Annotated in this window: 11 protein-coding genes and 1 pseudogene; 5 read left to right on the forward strand and 7 right to left on the reverse strand. The window is 65.3% G+C overall.

The window, feature by feature from the left end:
* Positions 1 to 5 precede the first annotated feature (5 nt).
* The gene (locus QCE48_RS03340; protein WP_309786116.1) at positions 6 to 4,040 is read left to right on the forward strand and encodes a translocation/assembly module TamB domain-containing protein; all 4,035 of its coding nucleotides are present in this window, start codon (positions 6 to 8) and stop codon (positions 4,038 to 4,040) included.
* Between the two features lie 48 nt (positions 4,041 to 4,088).
* Here the strand turns inward: QCE48_RS03340 and metG are convergent, their stop codons facing one another.
* On the reverse strand, positions 4,089 to 6,245 hold the full coding sequence (metG, locus tag QCE48_RS03345) for a methionine--tRNA ligase (protein WP_309786115.1): 2,157 nt from the start codon (positions 6,243 to 6,245) through the stop codon (positions 4,089 to 4,091).
* Between the two features lie 359 nt (positions 6,246 to 6,604).
* A complete protein-coding gene (locus tag QCE48_RS03350; protein WP_309786114.1) occupies positions 6,605 to 7,261 on the reverse strand; it encodes an OmpA family protein in 657 nt (218 codons plus the stop codon).
* A 262-nt stretch (positions 7,262 to 7,523) separates the two neighbouring features.
* On the opposite strand from QCE48_RS03350, the gene apbC reads away from it, so the two are divergent.
* From apbC to QCE48_RS03370, 4 genes are all read left to right on the forward strand, one after another.
* Entirely contained in the window at positions 7,524 to 8,612 is a 1,089-nt protein-coding gene (gene apbC / locus QCE48_RS03355) for an iron-sulfur cluster carrier protein ApbC (protein ID WP_309786113.1), read from the forward strand.
* A 110-nt stretch (positions 8,613 to 8,722) separates the two neighbouring features.
* Positions 8,723 to 9,256 carry a superoxide dismutase family protein gene (locus QCE48_RS03360; protein ID WP_309786112.1) on the forward strand — a complete coding sequence of 178 codons (534 nt, stop codon included), beginning with the start codon at positions 8,723 to 8,725 and terminating at the stop codon, positions 9,254 to 9,256.
* 169 nt (positions 9,257 to 9,425) lie between these two features.
* A complete protein-coding gene (dcd, locus tag QCE48_RS03365; protein ID WP_087630780.1) occupies positions 9,426 to 9,995 on the forward strand; it encodes a dCTP deaminase in 570 nt (189 codons plus the stop codon).
* A 115-nt stretch (positions 9,996 to 10,110) separates the two neighbouring features.
* A complete protein-coding gene (locus QCE48_RS03370; protein WP_309786111.1) occupies positions 10,111 to 12,399 on the forward strand; it encodes an arginine/lysine/ornithine decarboxylase in 2,289 nt (762 codons plus the stop codon).
* A gap of 71 nt (positions 12,400 to 12,470) precedes the next feature.
* On the opposite strand, the gene gstA is transcribed toward QCE48_RS03370, so the two are convergent.
* From gstA to QCE48_RS03395, 5 genes and pseudogenes are all read right to left on the reverse strand, one after another.
* On the reverse strand, positions 12,471 to 13,076 hold the full coding sequence (gstA, locus tag QCE48_RS03375; protein WP_309786110.1) for a glutathione transferase GstA: 606 nt from the start codon (positions 13,074 to 13,076) through the stop codon (positions 12,471 to 12,473).
* 121 nt (positions 13,077 to 13,197) lie between these two features.
* Positions 13,198 to 14,125: pseudogene (locus tag QCE48_RS03380) on the reverse strand (bestrophin family protein).
* 90 nt (positions 14,126 to 14,215) lie between these two features.
* Entirely contained in the window at positions 14,216 to 15,622 is a 1,407-nt protein-coding gene (gene argH / locus QCE48_RS03385) for an argininosuccinate lyase (RefSeq protein ID WP_309786108.1), read from the reverse strand.
* Positions 15,623 to 15,747: 125 nt separating this feature from the next.
* On the reverse strand, positions 15,748 to 16,503 hold the full coding sequence (locus tag QCE48_RS03390; protein ID WP_309786107.1) for an anti-sigma factor domain-containing protein: 756 nt from the start codon (positions 16,501 to 16,503) through the stop codon (positions 15,748 to 15,750).
* Entirely contained in the window at positions 16,503 to 17,087 is a 585-nt protein-coding gene (locus QCE48_RS03395) for a sigma-70 family RNA polymerase sigma factor (RefSeq protein ID WP_309786106.1), read from the reverse strand. Before QCE48_RS03395 ends, QCE48_RS03390 begins: the two co-directional genes overlap by 1 nt.
* Between the last annotated feature and the right edge of the window lie 132 nt (positions 17,088 to 17,219).

The following is a 17,219-nucleotide window of genomic DNA, read 5'->3' on the forward strand; positions in this document are numbered from 1 at the left end:
GACGCATGAGCGAACCGACCACCCAAGCGAACGCAGACGAACCCGGCAGCAGCGGGGACGCCGGCGCGCCCGACACGCCGCCGCCGCGCCGCCGCGGCGGCGGGCGGCGGCTCGCGAAGTGGCTCGGCGGGATCGTGCTCGTTTTCGTGCTGTGTCTCGCGCTCGGCATCGGGCTGATCTTCTACGCGCTCACGAGCGAGCGCGGCACGCATTACGTCTGGCAGGCGGCGACCTCGCTGCTAAGAGGAAAGCTCTCGGGCACGCTCGACGGCGGCGCGATCGCCACCGGCGTGCATCTGCGCAACGTCCACTGGAAAGGCCCCGACGGCACCGACATCGCCGTGGACAGCGTCTCGGGCCGCTGGGCGCTGACCCGCGAGCCGTGGCGCTTCACGATCGACTATCTGCATATCGGGACGATCGACGCGCGCATTGCGCCGTCGCCGAAAGAGACCACGAAGACCGAGTTGCCGAAGGACCTGCGCCTGCCGATCCAGCTCGCGATCCGCGATGTGAGCGTGGCGAAGCTGCGTCTGCATCAGGGCGCGACGACGACCGAATTCTCGCGCCTGCTGTTCCACGGACGCAGCGACGGCCGTCATCACGAAGCGAGCGTCGAGCGGCTCGATACGCCGTTCGGCGGCGTCACGGCGGCGCTGAAGCTGGACGGCGGCGCGCGGCCGTTTCCGCTGTCGGGCGACGCCGGCTACTCGGGCAAGGTGAACGGCGAGGCCGTGCAGGTCGGCGCGCATCTGGGCGGCTCGCTTGCGACGCTTCTCGCCGACGTGCAGGCGAGCGGCATGAAGCTGAACGGCAACGCGCACGTCGAAGCGACGCCGTTCGATGACGTGCCGCTGAAGAACGCCGTCATCACCGTCGATCACGTGAATCCGCAGGCGTTCAGCCCGGGCGCGCCGTTCGCCGATCTCGCCGTGCGCGCCGAACTGAAGCCCGCGCAACCCGACAAGCGCGGATCGCTCGTGGTGACGGGGCCGGTGTCGATCGTGAACGCGAAGCCGGGTTCCATCGACGACAAACTGTTGCCGCTCATCGACGCCCACGCGAACGTGCGGCTCGACGCGTCGGCGCAGACCATCTCCGATTTGTCCGTGCGGCTCGTGAAGGACGCGACGGTCACGGGCGGCGGCAAGCTCACCGGCAATCGCGGCCAGTTCGACCTGAAGGTCGCGAAACTCGATCTGAACGCGATCTCCTCCGCCATCCGGCCGACGCAGTTCGCCGGGCCGATCGGCGTCACGCTCGCGGGCGACACGCAGACCATCACGCTCGACCTGAACGATCCGAAGGCCGCGATCCGCGCAGAGGGCAAGGTGAAGCTCGACGCGAAAGAGACCGCGTTCGACGGCGTGAAGCTGACCGTGGGCAAGGGGCGCGTCGAACTGAAAGGCGCGCTGAAGAAGGACGCCAGTTCGAGCTACGACCTGAAGGCGACGCTCGTCGAGTTCAATCCGCTCTTGCTCGTGCAGCAAAAGCCCGCCGCGCCGGCCAAGGGAAAGGGCAAGGGCCGGGCAGCGCCGCCCGCGCGCACGATCGAGGCGCGCGTGAACGGCACGCTCGCCGCGACGGGCGTGCTCGCCCCGGTGCTCACCACGAAAGCGCAGTTCAAGCTCGGCGAGAGCGTCTACGACAACCTGCCGCTGACGGGCGCGGGCACCGTGCAGGTCGCGGGCACGCGGATTTTGCCGAGCACGGCGAAACTGTCGGTGGCGGGCAACGACGTCGATCTGAACGGCAGCTTCGGCGCGCCCGGCGACCGGCTGCGCTTTCGCATCGATGCGCCCGCGCTGGAGCGGCTCGGGTTCGGCCTGGCCGGGCTGGTCAAGGCCGACGGCGACCTGACCGGCTCGTTCGCGCATCCGGACGTCGCGGCGAACTACGAAGCCGACGGCGTCGTGTTCGGCCCGAACCGGCTCGGTCACGCGGAAGGACGCGCGGAACTGCGCGACGGCGCGAACGGCGCGCTCGTCTTCACGACGAAAGCGCGCGATTTCACCACCGAAGGCGTCGAACTCGCGACGCTCGACGCCAGCCTCACGGGCACGCGCGCCAACCACAAACTCGACGCCAGCGCGACCGGCAAGGTGCGCGGCGAGGCGGTCAACCTGACGCTCGCGGCGAACGGCAAGCTCGTCGATGCCCGCGACGGCCCACACTGGGACGGCAGCATCACGCGGCTCACGAACAAGGGCACGCCCGCGGTGAATCTCGAATCGCCGCTTTCGGTGAGCTACGCGCCCCGTCGCATCGTGCTCGGCTCGACGCGGCTCTCGGCTGAGGGCGCCGTGCTCGATTTGAAGTCGTTCGCGTTCGAAGGCGGGCGCATGCAGTCGGCGGGGACGCTCACGAACGTGTCGGTCGCGCGCATTCTCGAAATCCGCCAGGAACTGACGGGCGCCGAGCCGCCCGTGAAAAGCGACCTCGTGTTCGACGGCGACTGGAACTTCTCGCTCGGCACCACCGCGACCGGCTACCTGCAGGTCAAGCGCCGCAGCGGCGACGTGTCGATCGACGCGGCGCGCGGCGTGGCGGCGCTCGGCATCACCGATATCGCCGCGCGCGTCGATTTCACCGAAGGCAATCGTCTGAACGCGACGTTTCGCGCGCAGGCGAGTCGCATCGGCACGATCGACGCGAACGTGCACACGCCGCTCGTCGTGCGCGACGGTATCTTGACGGTCGCCGACGAATCGCCGCTCACGGGCGGCATCGACGCGAACATTCCGCAGTTGCGCACGACGGGCGGTCTGCTCGGACCGACGTACCTGCTCGGCGGACGGATGGCGCTCAAGCTGACGATCGCGGGGATCGTCGCGAAACCGAACCTCTCGGGCATGCTGACCGGCGACGAACTTTCGGCGACGCTCGTCGGGCAGGGCATCCAGTTGAAGGACGGCGTGATCCGCATCGCGCTCTCGGAGAATCTCGTCGATCTTCAGAAGGTCGAGTTCCACGGCGCGAGCGGGACGCTGCGCGCGACCGGCCGGGTGCGCCTCGACCAGAACGAGCCGGATCTGACCGCGAGCGTGGTCGCGGACAAGCTCGAACTGTTCGCCTCGCCCGACCGGCAACTGTCGCTCTCGGGCAGCGCGAGTATCGCGAACGGCGGTGTGCTGGGCGGCATGATGATCGACGGCAAATTCAAGGTCGATCACGCGCTCTTCGACTTGCCGGAGAAGTCGGCGCCATCGCTTGGCGACGACGTCGTGGTCGTGCGGCCCGACGGCACCGTGAAGGGCGAGGACCGCAACAACCAGCAGGTCGTCGCCACCACCGACAAGCCGGTGAGGTTCGCGCCGCGGGCCAACGTCGACGTCGACCTGGGCAGCAACTTCCGCTTTCGCGGCGCGGGCGCGGACCTGGGCCTCGCCGGCACGATCACGGCGATGAGCGCGCCGAACATGCCGCTGCGCGCGATCGGCAACGTGCGCGTGACGCCCGGTTCCACGTACACGGCGTTCGGGCGCAAGCTCAACATCGAGAACGGCTTCTTCACGTTCAACGGGCCGGTCGCCAATCCGGGCATCAACATCCTCGCGATGCGGCGCAATCAGGAAATCGAGGCCGGCGTGCAGGTGACGGGCACGGTGCAGTCGCCCAATGCGAAACTGATCTCCGAGCCGAACGTGCCCGATAACGAAAAGCTCTCGTGGCTGCTGTTCGGTCATGGCACGGATCAGGGCAACAACCTCGGCCAGCAGAGCGCGATGACCAACGCGCTCGCGCTGCTCGGCAGCGCGAGCGGCAAGCGGATCGCGCAGACGTTCGGGCTCGACGAGTTTTCGATCGGGACGAGCGAGGTCGGGCTGACCGATCCGCAAGTGGTGATGATTTCGAAGGCGATCAACGAGCGGCTCGTCATCGGGTACGAGCAGGGCTTGCAGTCGGCGAGCAACGCGGTCAAGGCGACGATCAACCTGTCGCGATTCTGGTCGGTGGCGGCTTACGGCGGGACGTTCCAGGGCGTCGATCTGCTTTATACGCGGCGCTTCGATTCGTGGTCGAGAAGGGGCGGCCCGTAAAAAAGGGCACGCCGCTGGCGTGCCCTTTTGGTCTCGCGTTCGTGACGCTTACTTCACCCGCATCCCCGGTTTCGCGCCGCTGTGCGGTTCGAGGATATACAGCCCCGGCTCGGTTTTCTCGTCCGTCGCGGATGCCGCGAGGACCATGCCTTCCGACAGCCCGAACTTCATCTTGCGCGGCGCCAGGTTCACCACCATCACCGTCAGCTTGCCGATGAGATCCTGCGGCTGATACGCCGACTTGATGCCGGAAAACACGTTGCGCGTCTTGTCCTCGCCGACGTCGAGCGTCAGTTGCAGCAATTTGTCGGAACCCTCGACCGCCTTGCAGTCGATGATCTTCGCGATCCGCAGATCGACCTTGGCAAAATCGTCGATGGAAATCGTGCCTTCGGCTTCCGGTTCCTTCGCCTTCACCGCTTTAGTCGCTTTGGCCGCCTTGGTCGAGGAAGCGGTTGCAGCCGAAGCCGCCGCGCCTTCCTGCCCCGGTTGCAGCGACTCGCGATTCGCCGCGAGCAACGCCTCGATCTGCTTCGGATCGACGCGCGTCGTCAGGTGCTTGTACGCGTTGATCGGCTGCTCCGAACTCAGCGGTTTCGCCGCATCGGCCCAGACGAGCGGCTTGATGCCGAGGAACGCCTCGACCGCTTCGATGAGCTTCGGCAGCACCGGCTTCAGCGCCAGCGACAGCAGGCGGAACGCTTCCAGGCTCACACTGCACGTCTCGTGCAACGCGACGGCATTCGCCGGGTCCTTCGCCTGATCCCACGGTTTGGCGGCATCGACGTAGTGGTTCACGGCGTCGGCGAGTTCCATCGTCGTGCGCAGCGCGCGGCCGTATTCGCGCGATTCGTACAATCCCGCGACTGTCGGAATCGCCGCGCGCAACTGCGCGACGAGCGGATGATGCATCGCGCTGTCCTGCACGCGGCCGTCGAAACGCTTGATGAGGAAACCCGCCGCCCGGCTCGCGATATTCACGTACTTGCCGACGAGATCGCTGTTCACGCGCGCCTGGAAGTCTTCGAGGTTCAGGTCGATGTCTTCCATCGTGTTGTTCAGCTTCGCCGCGAAGTAGTAGCGCAGCCATTCCGGATTGATGCCGGTGTCGATCACGCTCTCTGCGGTGATGAACGTGCCGCGCGACTTCGACATCTTCGCGCCGTCGACGGTCAGGAAGCCGTGCGCGAACACGTTCGTCGGTGTGCGATGGCCGGAGAACTGCAGCATCGCGGGCCAGAAGAGCGTGTGGAAATACAGGATGTCCTTGCCGATGAAGTGATACTGCTCGGCCTTGGAACCCGGCGCGACCCAGGCGTTGAAGTCGATGCCGCGCTCGTCGGCGAGCTTCTTGAAGCTCGCGTAATAGCCGACCGGCGCATCGACCCAGACGTAGAAGTACTTGCCCGGCGCGCCCGGAATCTCGAAGCCGAAGTAGGGCGAATCGCGCGAAATGTCCCAGTCGGCGAGCTTGGCTTCGCCTTTGTCACCGAGCCATTCGCGCATCTTGTTGGTCGCTTCCGGCTGCGCGAGGCCGCTCACCCAGCCGCGCAGGAAGTCTTCGCAGCGTGGGTCGGAGAGACGGAAGAAGTAGTGCGTCGAGGTTTTGCGGATCGGCGTCGCGCCCGAGACGACCGAGTACGGATTGATCAGTTCGGTCGGCTGGTAGGTCGAGCCGCAGACTTCGCAGTTGTCGCCGTATTGATCCTTCGCGCCGCATTTCGGGCACTCGCCCTTGATGAAGCGGTCCGGCAGGAACATCTCCTTGACGGGGTCGTAGGCCTGCTCGATGTCGCGCGCCTCGATCAGCCCGGCTTCCTTGAGCGCGCCGTAGATCTTTTCGCAGAGCACGCGGTTTTCTTCGGCGTCGGTCGAATAGTAGTTGTCGAACGAGATGCCGAAGCTGTCGAAATCGCGCTTGTGTTCCTTCCAGACGCGCTCGATCAGCGCCTTCGGCGTGATGCCTTCCTTCTCGGCGCGCAGCATGATCGGCGTGCCGTGGGTGTCGTCGGCGCCGACGTAATAGACCTCGTCACCATGCATTCGCAGCGCCCGAACCCAGATGTCCGTCTGAATGTATTCGACCATGTGGCCGATGTGAATCTGGCCGTTCGCATAAGGAAGCGCGGACGTGACGAGAACCTGGCGGCGGCCGGCTTGAGCCGGAGCCGCGGCGGATGCGGTGGCGGAGATCGGTGCTGACATAAAGACGCGGGCCTGCGGGTTGAGTTGCGTGATTGCGTGAAAAACGGAATCACGATTCTAGCAGGGGTGGCAATGGCGGCGCGGCGGAGGCGCTCAGGTTCGGTGCTCGTGTGAGAACCCGCGGCGGCTGTCACCAGAGAAAACGGGACCGTCAAAACCACGCAAAAAAAAACCGGGGCTTGATGATCGGCCCCGGAGCAACAACGACAAGAGGAGAATGGCGGGTGGCGGCATCGCCAGCCACCCGCCGTAATGAGAGACACGCGGCGCGCGGCCAAGTTTCAAATTTTTTTCAATTCGCTCGGCCGGCGCCCGTTCGCGCTGCCGGCGCGTCCCATTTCTCCTTTCAGATCAGGCGCTTACTGCACCTGGCCCGGCTGCGCGGTCGCGCGCAGGTAGATTTCCACGCGACGATTCTGCGCCCGGCCGGCTTCGGTCGCGTTGTCCGCGATCGGCTGGTTCTGGCCCATGCCCTGCGCCGACAGACGTTGCGCCGCGACGCCGTGCCCCGCCAGATACTGCGTGACGCTCTGGGCGCGATTCTGCGACAGCGTCTGGTTGTAAGCCGGCTGGCCGGTGTTGTCCGTATGTCCAACGACCGACGCGATCAGCTCGGGATGCTGCGTGAGCGTCTGCGAAACCGAGTTGAGCACCGGATCGAACGACGGCTTGATCGCGTAGCTGTTCGTGTCGAAGGAAATCGAATTCGGGATGTTCACCTTGAGCGAGCCGTCCTGCTGCTCGGTGACTTGCGTGCCGGTACCCTTCGCATCGCCCGAAATCTTGCCCTTGATCGCCTGCCAGTTGTAGCCCGTGATGCCCCCGACCGCCGCACCCACGCCCGCGCCGATCGCCGCACCCTTGCCGCCGCCGAAGATCGCGCCCAGACCTGCGCCCGTGGCCGCGCCGACGCCCGTGCCGACCGCCGTGTTGGTGCCTTGCTGCGAGGCGCAACCCGCGACGAGCGCGCCTGCCACGGCGAAAACGGACAAACGGGTCAACAATTTTGCATTCATTTTCAGTGTTCTCCAGTAATCAACTAACGATCCGGACGACCGCGGACACGCGGTCCGAGGGGTCTTCCGGCGGTCCCGCGCCGCAGACACTACAATAAGCTTCTGGCTTCCGCGCAGGACCCGGCGCTGTTCCAGGCCAATTGCCGCGTCGGATAGTGCAGTGCGGCCGTGCCCTGCGCAACCGCACTTAACAATTCCTTTCAATTTCTCGCGTTGTCATGCAGCCGCCTGGCGCCAGCAACCACCGTTCCATGGAGTTTCGATGAGTATTGACCGCGCCCAGATCGACACCGCACTCGCCACCTTGATCGATCCGAACACCAATCGCAAGTTCGCGGACGCCAAGGCCTTTCGCAACATCGCGGTCGACGGTTCGACAGTCTCGTTGAGCGTCGTGCTGGGCTACCCGGCGAAGTCGCAATTCGAGGCGGTCCGCGCGCTCGTCGGCGATGCGCTGCGGCAGGTCGCGGGCGTGGGCGAGGTGCAGGTGGACGTATCGTCGCAGGTGGTCGCGCATGCGGTCCAGCGCGGCGTGAAGCTGTTGCCGAACGTCAAGAACATCATCGCGGTGGCATCGGGCAAGGGCGGCGTCGGCAAGAGCACGACGGCGGCGAACCTCGCACTCGCGCTCGCGGCCGAGGGCGCGTCGGTCGGCATGCTCGACGCTGATATTTACGGCCCGTCGCTGCCGATGATGCTCGGCATCACCGGCCGCCCCGAGTCGCCCGACAACCAGTCGATGAACCCGCTCGTCGGCCACGGCATCCAGGCGAACTCGATCGGCTTTCTGATCGAACAGGACAATCCGATGATCTGGCGCGGCCCGATGGTCACGTCCGCGCTCGAACAATTGCTGCGCCAGACCAACTGGAAGGATCTCGATTACCTCGTCGTCGACATGCCGCCGGGCACGGGCGACATCCAGCTCACGCTCTCGCAGAAAGTGCCGGTGACGGGCGCCGTGATCGTCACGACGCCGCAGGACATCGCGCTCCTCGACGCGAAGAAGGGCCTCAAGATGTTCGAGAAGGTCGGCATTCCGATTCTCGGCATCGTCGAGAACATGAGCACGCACGTCTGCTCGAACTGCGGCCACGAGGAGCACATCTTCGGCGCGGGCGGCGGCGAGCGCATGGCGAAGGAATACGGCGTGGACATACTCGGCCAGTTGCCGCTCGACATCGCGATTCGCGAACGCACCGACGCGGGCGCGCCGACCGTCGTGTCCGACCCGCAAAGCCGCGCCGCCGAAACATACCGCGCGATCGCGCGCAAGGTGGCGATCGGCATCGCCGAGCGTCAGCGCGACATGACGTCGAAGTTTCCCAGCATCGTCGTGCAGAACACCTGATCGACCCCTCTCGCGCGAGCCTCGCGCCGTGCGGCTCGCGGTATCATGTTGCCTTCGATTGGTGCGGCAGCGCGCATGCATGGGGCGTGCGCGGCCGCCAAGAGGATCGCATGAGACAGAGATTCGACGGGTGGTCGCGCGCCGCCTTGATCGCGATGGCCGCGAGCACGCTCCTGCTCTCGGGCTGCGGCATCATTTTTCAGAACCACGAGAAGCGCGCCGACGCGACGCTTCTGCCCACGCCCGGCAGCGCCACGCGCGGCACCGTCACGCTGATCGAACGCGCGGACGGCGTCCAGATCTCCTATAACCTCGCCGGCATGCCGCCCAACAGCGAGCACGCGTTGCAGGTGCACGAGCGCGGCGACTGCATCGTCACGAGCCAGTCCGACGCCGGTCCGGTCTTCGCGCTGGCCGCCGACCGCAAGCGGTCAAGTTCGCGCGCCGAAGGCGATCTCGCCAACATCCGCTCCGACGCGAACGGCACGGCGACGGGCTTCATCGTGGCGACCGACGTGTCGCTCGACGGCGTGCGCTCGGTGGTATCGCGCGCGCTCATCCTGCATCGCGATGCTTCCGATCCGTACGTGATCGGTCCGCACAGCGCCGGCCCGGCGCTCGCGTGCGGCGTCGTCAGACAATAACGGCCGCTTGCCGGCGCGCGGCGAACCGTCACGTCATTCAAGTAAAATACGCGCTTTCGTTTGTCCGGCAGCGCCTTTTGGCTTCCCGAAGCGCCGTCCGGCCATGCCCCGTTTCACGCAAGGCGCCGGATTTCCGTGTCCGCGCCGCTCACCGCTGGTAGCGTCCCTTATGAGCATCAAGTCTGACAAGTGGATTCGGCGCATGGCCGAAGAGCACAAGATGATCGAGCCGTTCGTGCGCGATCAGGTGCGCGTGGCCGAAGACGGCCGCAAGATCGTCTCCTACGGCACGTCGAGCTACGGCTACGACATTCGCGTCGCCGACGAATTCAAGATCTTCACGAACATCAATTCGACCATCGTCGATCCGAAGAACTTCGACGAGAAATCGTTCGTCGACTTCAAGGGCGACGTCTGCATCATTCCGCCGAATTCGTTCGCGCTCGCCCGCACCGTCGAGTATTTCCGCATCCCGCGCTCGTGCCTGACCGTGTGTCTCGGCAAATCGACCTACGCGCGCTGCGGGATCATCGTCAACGTGACGCCGTTCGAACCCGAGTGGGAGGGCTATGTGACGCTCGAATTCTCGAATACGACACCTCTGCCCGCCAAGATCTACGCGAACGAGGGCGTGGCGCAGGTGCTCTTCTTCGAGAGCGACGAGGTCTGCGAGACGTCGTATGCGGATCGCGGCGGCAAGTACCAGGGGCAGCACGGCGTGACGCTGCCGAAAACCTGAGCGGGACCGCACGAAGCGCAGTGAAGCAAGTCGAATTGGTATCGGTTGACGAAAGACCGCTGGAATCGGGCATCGAGCGCCCGGCCAGCGGTCGTTCCATTTGGAGATTCGCCCCATGAAGTTCCGTTTTCCCGTCGTCATCATCGACGAAGACTTTCGCTCCGAGAACATCTCGGGTTCCGGAATCCGCGCGCTCGCCGAGGCGATCGAGCGCGAAGGCGCCGAAGTGCTCGGCCTGACGAGCTACGGCGACCTGACGTCGTTCGCGCAGCAGTCGAGCCGCGCGTCGTGCTTCATCCTGTCGATCGACGACGACGAATTGCTGCCGTATGCGGAAAACGTCGTGGTCGCGGAAGGCGACACGCCGGAACTCGCGGCCGCGATCGTCGCGTTGCGCGCGTTCGTCACGGCCGTGCGCCGCCGCAACGCCGACATCCCGATTTTCCTCTACGGCGAAACGCGCACCTCGCGCCATCTGCCGAACGACATCCTGCGCGAGCTGCACGGCTTCATCCACATGTTCGAGGACACGCCGGAGTTCGTCGCGCGCCATATCATCCGCGAGGCGAAGGTCTATCTCGATTCGCTCGCGCCGCCGTTCTTCAAGGAACTCGTGCAGTACGCCGAGGAAGGTTCGTATTCGTGGCACTGTCCGGGGCACTCGGGCGGCGTTGCGTTCCTGAAGAATCCGCTCGGCCAGATGTTCCACCAGTTCTTCGGCGAGAACATGCTGCGCGCGGACGTCTGCAACGCCGTCGACGAACTCGGCCAGCTGCTCGATCACACCGGGCCGGTCGCCGCGTCCGAGCGCAACGCGGCGCGCATCTTCAGCGCGGACCATCTGTTCTTCGTGACCAACGGCACGTCGACGTCGAACAAGATCGTCTGGCATGCGACGGTCGCGCCCGGCGACATCGTGCTGGTCGATCGCAACTGTCACAAGTCGATCCTGCACGCGATCACGATGACGGGCGCGATCCCCGTATTCCTCACGCCGACGCGCAATCACTTCGGCCTCATCGGTCCGATTCCGCGCGACGAATTCAAGCCTGAGAACATTCGCAAGAAGATTGAGGCGAATCCGTTCGCACGCGAGGCGCTTGCGAAGAATCCGAAGGTGAAGCCGCGCATTCTGACAATCACGCAAAGCACCTACGACGGCGTGATCTACAACGTCGAGATGATCAAGGACCTGCTCGGCGATCTGCTCGACACGCTGCATTTCGACGAAGCGTGGCTGCCGCACGCCGAGTTCCATTCGTTCTATCAGGACATGCACGCGATCGGCGCGGGCCGGCCGCGCACCGGCGCGCTCGTCTTCGCGACGCACTCGACGCACAAGCTGCTCGCGGGCATTTCGCAGGCGTCGCAGATTCTCGTGCAGGACAGCGAGAACAGCACGTTCGACCGCCATCGCTTCAACGAGGCGTACCTGATGCATACGTCGACGAGCCCGCAGTACGCGATCATCGCGTCGTGCGACGTGGCCGCCGCGATGATGGAGCCGCCGGGCGGCACGGCGCTCGTCGAGGAATCGATCGCGGAGGCGCTCGACTTCCGTCGCGCGATGCGCAAGGTCGACGCCGAATACGGGGACGACTGGTTCTTCAAGGTCTGGGGCCCGGAGGCGCTGGCGGAAGAAGGCATCGGCGACCGCGAGGACTGGATTCTGAAGCCGAACGACCGCTGGCACGGCTTCGGGCCGCTCGCGGAAGGCTTCAACATGCTCGATCCGATCAAGGCGACGATCATCACGCCGGGGCTCGACGTGGATGGCGAGTTCGGCGAGACCGGCATTCCGGCCGCGATCGTGACGAAGTATCTGGCCGAGCACGGCATCATCGTGGAGAAGACGGGGCTGTATTCGTTCTTCATCATGTTCACGATCGGCATCACGAAAGGCCGCTGGAACTCGATGGTCACCGAACTCCAGCAGTTCAAGGACGACTACGACAACAACCAGCCGCTCTGGCGCGTGCTGCCGGAATTCATCGCGCAGCATCCGTCTTACGAGCGCATCGGGCTGCGCGATCTGTGCGAGCAGATTCACAGCGTCTATCGCGCGAACAACATCGCGCGCCTGACGACCGAGATGTATCTCTCCAGCATGGAGCCGGCGATGAAACCGTCCGAAGCGTTCGCGAAACTCGCGCACCGCGAGATCGACCGGGTGCCGATCGACGAACTCGAAGGCCGCGTGACGAGCATCCTGCTCACGCCGTATCCGCCGGGCATTCCGCTCCTGATTCCGGGCGAGCGCTTCAACCGGACGATCGTCGATTACTTGCGCTTCGCGCGCGAGTTCAACGAGCGCTTCCCGGGCTTCCATACGGATATCCACGGTCTCGTGGGCGAGATGATCAACGGGCGCATCGAGTATTTCGTGGACTGCGTGCGGCATTGATGTCCGCTTGACGTGCTGAAATGAAAAAACGGCCCGCGGGCCGTTTTTTCGTTACGCGAGCCGCTGATCGCTCAGATCAACCCTTCCGCCTTCATCGCCGCCTGCACGCTCGCGCGCGCGCCCACGCGCGTCTGGTAGGCGACCAGCGCCGGCCACTTGCCGAGATCGAGGTCGATGTATTTTGCCCAGCCGAGCACGGTGAACAGATACGCGTCGGCGATGCTGAACGCGTCGCCGAGCAGATAAGGCGTAACTTCGAGCTGCTGCGCCACGTAGGCGAGACGGCGTTCGAGATTCGCCATCGCCGCGGCTTTCCATTCGCTGTTCGCGGCCGGGTTGAAGAACGGCGAGAAGTTCTTGTGCAACTCCGTGCCGATGAAATTCAACCAGCCTTGCAGGCGGTAACGTTCGATGGAGCCGTTCACCGGTGCAAGCCGCGTGATGAGCGTTTGATCTGCGATGTATTGCAGGATGGCGGCGCCTTCGGTCAGCACTTCGCCGCTGTTGAGTTGCAGCGCGGGGATGTAGCCTTTCGCGTTGATCTGCAGGAAATCGGCGCCGCTCGCGGTGAGCTTTTTCTGAAGGTCGACGGCTTCGATGTCGAAGGGCAGGCCCGACTCCCGCAGAGCAATATGCGACGCGAGCGAACAGGCGCCGGCTTTGTAGAACAGTTTCAAGTCGTATCTCCAGAGTGGAACCGGAGAATTATGGTCGATGCGAGACACGCGGCGCACCGGCGGCCGTGCAGTAAACTGTGTCACCGGAAGAGACGAAAGGCTTTTCCCTTATCGCAACCGGTCAATCGAGAAGATAGTCGCTCGCGCGCGAAGGCGGCTTGGGCGCGCGTTCGAACGCGGGATCGGCGGCCATGTCGTGCAGGCCGATCTCCAGCGCCTCGCACATCGAATTCAGCGCGAGATCATTCTCTTCCAGCCCGAACGGGTCCTCGATCTGCGCGGCGATGGCTTCGAGCGCCATGAACGCATAGGCGAGCAGGAGCGCGAAGAGCGGCGTGAGCAGACCCGCGCCATCGACGAGACCGAACGGCAACAGCGCGCAAAAGAGATAGACCGTCCGGTGGATCATCACCGAATAGGAGAAGGGCAGCGGCGTGGTCGCGAGGCGCTCGCATCCGCCAATCACTTCCGACAGCGCATTCAGGTTGTGCTCGAACGCGAGCAACGCATAGCCGTCGATGGCGCCTTCGCGCGCGCGCCGCGACCCATTCGCCGTGCCAGAGCAGGATCGTCGCGGGGCGAAACTGCGCGGCCATCACGCGCGCATGAAGATCGGGCGGCAGGCGCGGCGCGAGGTCGTCGCGGGCATCGGTGCCGCGCAGTTGATGACGCAGCGCGTGAGCGAAGCCGCCGAGCGCGGCGATGAATTCGCGCGTGTGCGCGGCATGGCGCGGGCTCGGCAGCGTCAGCGCCTGACGCGTCAGCGAGCGCGCGCTGATCGCGAGCGTGCCCCAGAGCCTGCGGCCTTCCCACCAGCGCTCGTAGCTGGCGCTGTTGCGAAAGCCGAGGAATACCGCGAGCGCGATGCCGACGAGCGCGAACGGCGGCGTGCCGAGACCGACGGGATAATTGCGCATGTGATCGTGCAGGAAGATCGCGACGATCGACAGCACGAGAACCAGCAGGAGCCGCGGCAACAACTGCGGAAGGACGGAGTCGCGCCAGACGAAGAGCAGACGGAACCAGTGGAGCTTGGGGCGGATGATCATTAGTCTCAGCCGGCGCAAAAACGTAGCAAGGTCGGCTACGAACGTAGCGCTTTTGGCTACGTTCCAGGCGCCGTTCGCGTGCGTCGTTGCTTAATCCAACGCCGCCCGCGCCGCCTTCACCGCCGCGCGAACCTGCTCCGGTGCCGTTCCGCCCGGATGATTGCGGCTCGCGACCGACCCTTCCAGCGTCAGGTATTCGAACACATCGTCGCCGAGCAGATGCGCGACCTTCGGCAATTCCGCGCGCATCTCGTCGAGCGACAAGTCCGCGAGATCGCACCCGCGATCAACGCAGATCCGCACCGCATGCGCGACGGCCTCGTGCGCGTCGCGAAACGGCAGGCCGCGCTTCACCAGATAATCCGCGAGATCGGTCGCCGTCGAAAAACCCTGGAGCGCCGCCGCGCGCATCGCGTCCGGCTTCACGGTGATGCCCGCCGCCATTTCCGCGAAGATGCGCAGCGTGTCGGCGACCGTATCGACCGTGTCGAAGAGCGGTTCCTTGTCTTCCTGATTGTCCTTGTTGTACGCTAGCGGCTGGCCCTTCATCAGCGTGAGCAGCGCCATCAGGTGCCCGTTCACGCGTCCGGTCTTGCCGCGCGCGAGTTCGGGCACGTCCGGATTCTTCTTCTGCGGCATGATCGACGAGCCCGTGCAAAAGCGGTCCGCCAGGTCGATGAAACCGACGCGCGGGCTCATCCACAGCACGAGTTCTTCCGAGAAGCGCGAGACGTGCGTCATCACGAGCGCAGCCGCCGCCGTGAATTCGATCGCGAAATCGCGATCCGACACCGCGTCGAGCGAATTCGCGCAGATACCGTCGAAGCCGAGCGTTTTCGCCACCGCGTGACGGTCGATCGGATAGCTCGTTCCCGCGAGCGCCGCCGCGCCGAGCGGCAGCCGGTTCACGCGCGCGCGGCAGTCGCGCATGCGTTCGCTGTCGCGGCCGAACATTTCGACGTAAGCGAGCAGGTGGTGCCCGAACGTGACCGGCTGCGCGACCTGCAAGTGCGTGAAGCCGGGCATGATCGTGCCGGCGTGCTGGTCGGCGAGATCGACCAGCGCGAGACGCAAATCCTTCAACAATCCGCCGATGCGGTCGATTTCGCCGCGCAGCCACAGGCGGATGTCGGTCGCGACCTGGTCGTTGCGCGAGCGGCCCGTGTGCAGGCGCTTGCCGGCATCGCCGATCAGCGCCGTGAGGCGCGCCTCGATGTTCAGATGCACGTCTTCGAGATCGAGCTTCCACTCGAACTCGCCGCGCTCGATTTCGCCCTTGATCTGCGCCATGCCTTGCTGAATCGCTGCCAGATCGTCCGCGCCGATGATCTTCTGCGCGGCGAGCATCGACGCATGCGCGAGCGATCCTTCGATGTCGACGAGCGCGAGCCGTTTGTCGAAGAACACCGACGACGTATAGCGTTTGACGAGTTCCGACATCGGCTCGGAGAAGCGAGCCGACCAGGCTTCGCCTTTTTTGTGCAGTTGGGACGTCATGGTGATGTGAATTCGGGGAAAGAGCGGCAGCAGGCGGCGCGAAGCCGGGGAATCCGCGATTTTAACATCGGCGCTTTCCCATTACGCGGCGTGCGCCGGCCCGGCGCACGCCGCGAAGCATGGCGTCAGGCGGCCGGAACCACCTTGCCGGTGTAGATGACGGGTCCGGTCGGCGCATTCGGGTTCGGCGATCCGCCCGGCGGCTCGACCGACACCGCGAGCGCCGGGAACGTGTTCACCGACGCCGCCTTGAAGCGCGCCGTTCCGCCCGGCGGCAGCACGCCGAGCGACACCGGATGACCTTCCTTCGGCAGGCCCCAGAGCTGCATCGACTTCCCGGCGGGATCGGTGACGCCGCTCATCCGGCGCACGGTCATCTCGGAGCTGCGGTCGTCCCAGGTGACGAGCATCGTCGTGCGCGATTCCTTGTCCGCGAGCGCGACGACGTAGCCGACGTGCGGCTCCTCGGCGACCTGCGGCGCGGGCACGGGCGCCGGAACCGGCGTCAGTTGCCGCAGCGCGACGACGAGCGCGATCGCCGCCACGGCGGTCGCCGCGATCGACCAGCCGCGCCAGAACGACAGGCTCTCGAACCAGCGCGGCGGCGCGCGTTGCGGCAGCGCGGCGGCCGCCGGGCGGCGCGCGCCGCCGAGATTGAGCCGCCGCTCGATCGCGTCCCACACGGCGGCCGAAGGTTTTTCGTGCGGCGCGAGTTCGCCGAGCGCCTGAACCCGCGCCCGCCAGGTTTCGATGGCGACGCGGATCGCCGGATCTTGTTGGGAAATGGCTTCGAAGCGCCGCCGCGACGGGCCGCGCATCACGCCAAGCGCATATTCGGCGGCGAGCCGGTCGACGAGGTCGGGATGTCTGTTCAGATCCATCACAGACCTCCCAGGCAAGCTTTGAGCTTGTCGAGACCGCGCCGGATCCACGATTTCACGGTGCCGAGCGGGACCTGCATCGCATTCGCCACTTCGCTGTGGCTCTGGTCACGCAGATAGGCGAGCGCGACCGCCTGGCGCTGGCTCGCTTCGAGTTGCTCCATGCAGATCCTGAGCCGCCGGGCTTCCTGGCTCAGGAGCGTTTCTTCCGACGGATCGGCCTCGTTGCCGGGCAGGATGTCGTCCAACGCTTCGCTCCACTGCGTTTCCGCGGCCGCGCCACTCGCCTTCTGCCGACGCAGGAAGTCGAGCGCGCGGTTTCGCACGATTGCCGCCATCCAGGTCATCGGCGCGGAGAGTCCCGCGCGGTAGTCGCCCGCATAGCGCCAGATGTTGACGAACGCGTCCTGCAGGACCTCTTCGGCCCACTCGCGCTTCACCAATATACGAAGCGCGAGCCCAAACAGTTTCGACGACGTGAGGTCGTAGAGCGCACGCAGTGCAGCGGCGTCTTCGGTCGCAACGCGGTCGAGCAGTTCGACGAGCGTGTCGGGCGTCGGATCGCGGGGAAGGGCTGTCGGCATCGTGACGCTCGTGGGTCCGTTCGGGAAAGCGGCCCGGCCATCTTACAGAACGAACCCCCGCGCCCAGAACCGATTTTTTCGCGCTGTGTGTGCATCCGATCGGTTCTGCGCCGCGTAAGGCTTTTGACATAG

The organism is Caballeronia sp. LZ024, assembly GCF_031451455.1.
Lineage (GTDB): Bacteria > Pseudomonadota > Gammaproteobacteria > Burkholderiales > Burkholderiaceae > Caballeronia > Caballeronia telluris.

Excerpts from the sequence above, each read along its gene's own strand:
- apbC (WP_309786113.1), top strand. The coding sequence starts at position 7,524 with ATGAGTATTGACCGCGCCCAGATCGACACCGCACTCGCCACCTTGATC.
- QCE48_RS03395 (WP_309786106.1), bottom strand. The coding sequence starts at position 17,087 with ATGCCGACAGCCCTTCCCCGCGATCCGACGCCCGACACGCTCGTCGAA.
- dcd (WP_087630780.1), top strand. The coding sequence starts at position 9,426 with ATGAGCATCAAGTCTGACAAGTGGATTCGGCGCATGGCCGAAGAGCAC.
- QCE48_RS03360 (WP_309786112.1), top strand. The coding sequence starts at position 8,723 with ATGAGACAGAGATTCGACGGGTGGTCGCGCGCCGCCTTGATCGCGATG.
- QCE48_RS03340 (WP_309786116.1), top strand. The coding sequence starts at position 6 with ATGAGCGAACCGACCACCCAAGCGAACGCAGACGAACCCGGCAGCAGC.
- QCE48_RS03370 (WP_309786111.1), top strand. The coding sequence starts at position 10,111 with ATGAAGTTCCGTTTTCCCGTCGTCATCATCGACGAAGACTTTCGCTCC.
- argH (WP_309786108.1), bottom strand. The coding sequence starts at position 15,622 with ATGACGTCCCAACTGCACAAAAAAGGCGAAGCCTGGTCGGCTCGCTTC.
- QCE48_RS03350 (WP_309786114.1), bottom strand. The coding sequence starts at position 7,261 with ATGAATGCAAAATTGTTGACCCGTTTGTCCGTTTTCGCCGTGGCAGGC.
- metG (WP_309786115.1), bottom strand. The coding sequence starts at position 6,245 with ATGTCAGCACCGATCTCCGCCACCGCATCCGCCGCGGCTCCGGCTCAA.
- QCE48_RS03390 (WP_309786107.1), bottom strand. The coding sequence starts at position 16,503 with ATGGATCTGAACAGACATCCCGACCTCGTCGACCGGCTCGCCGCCGAA.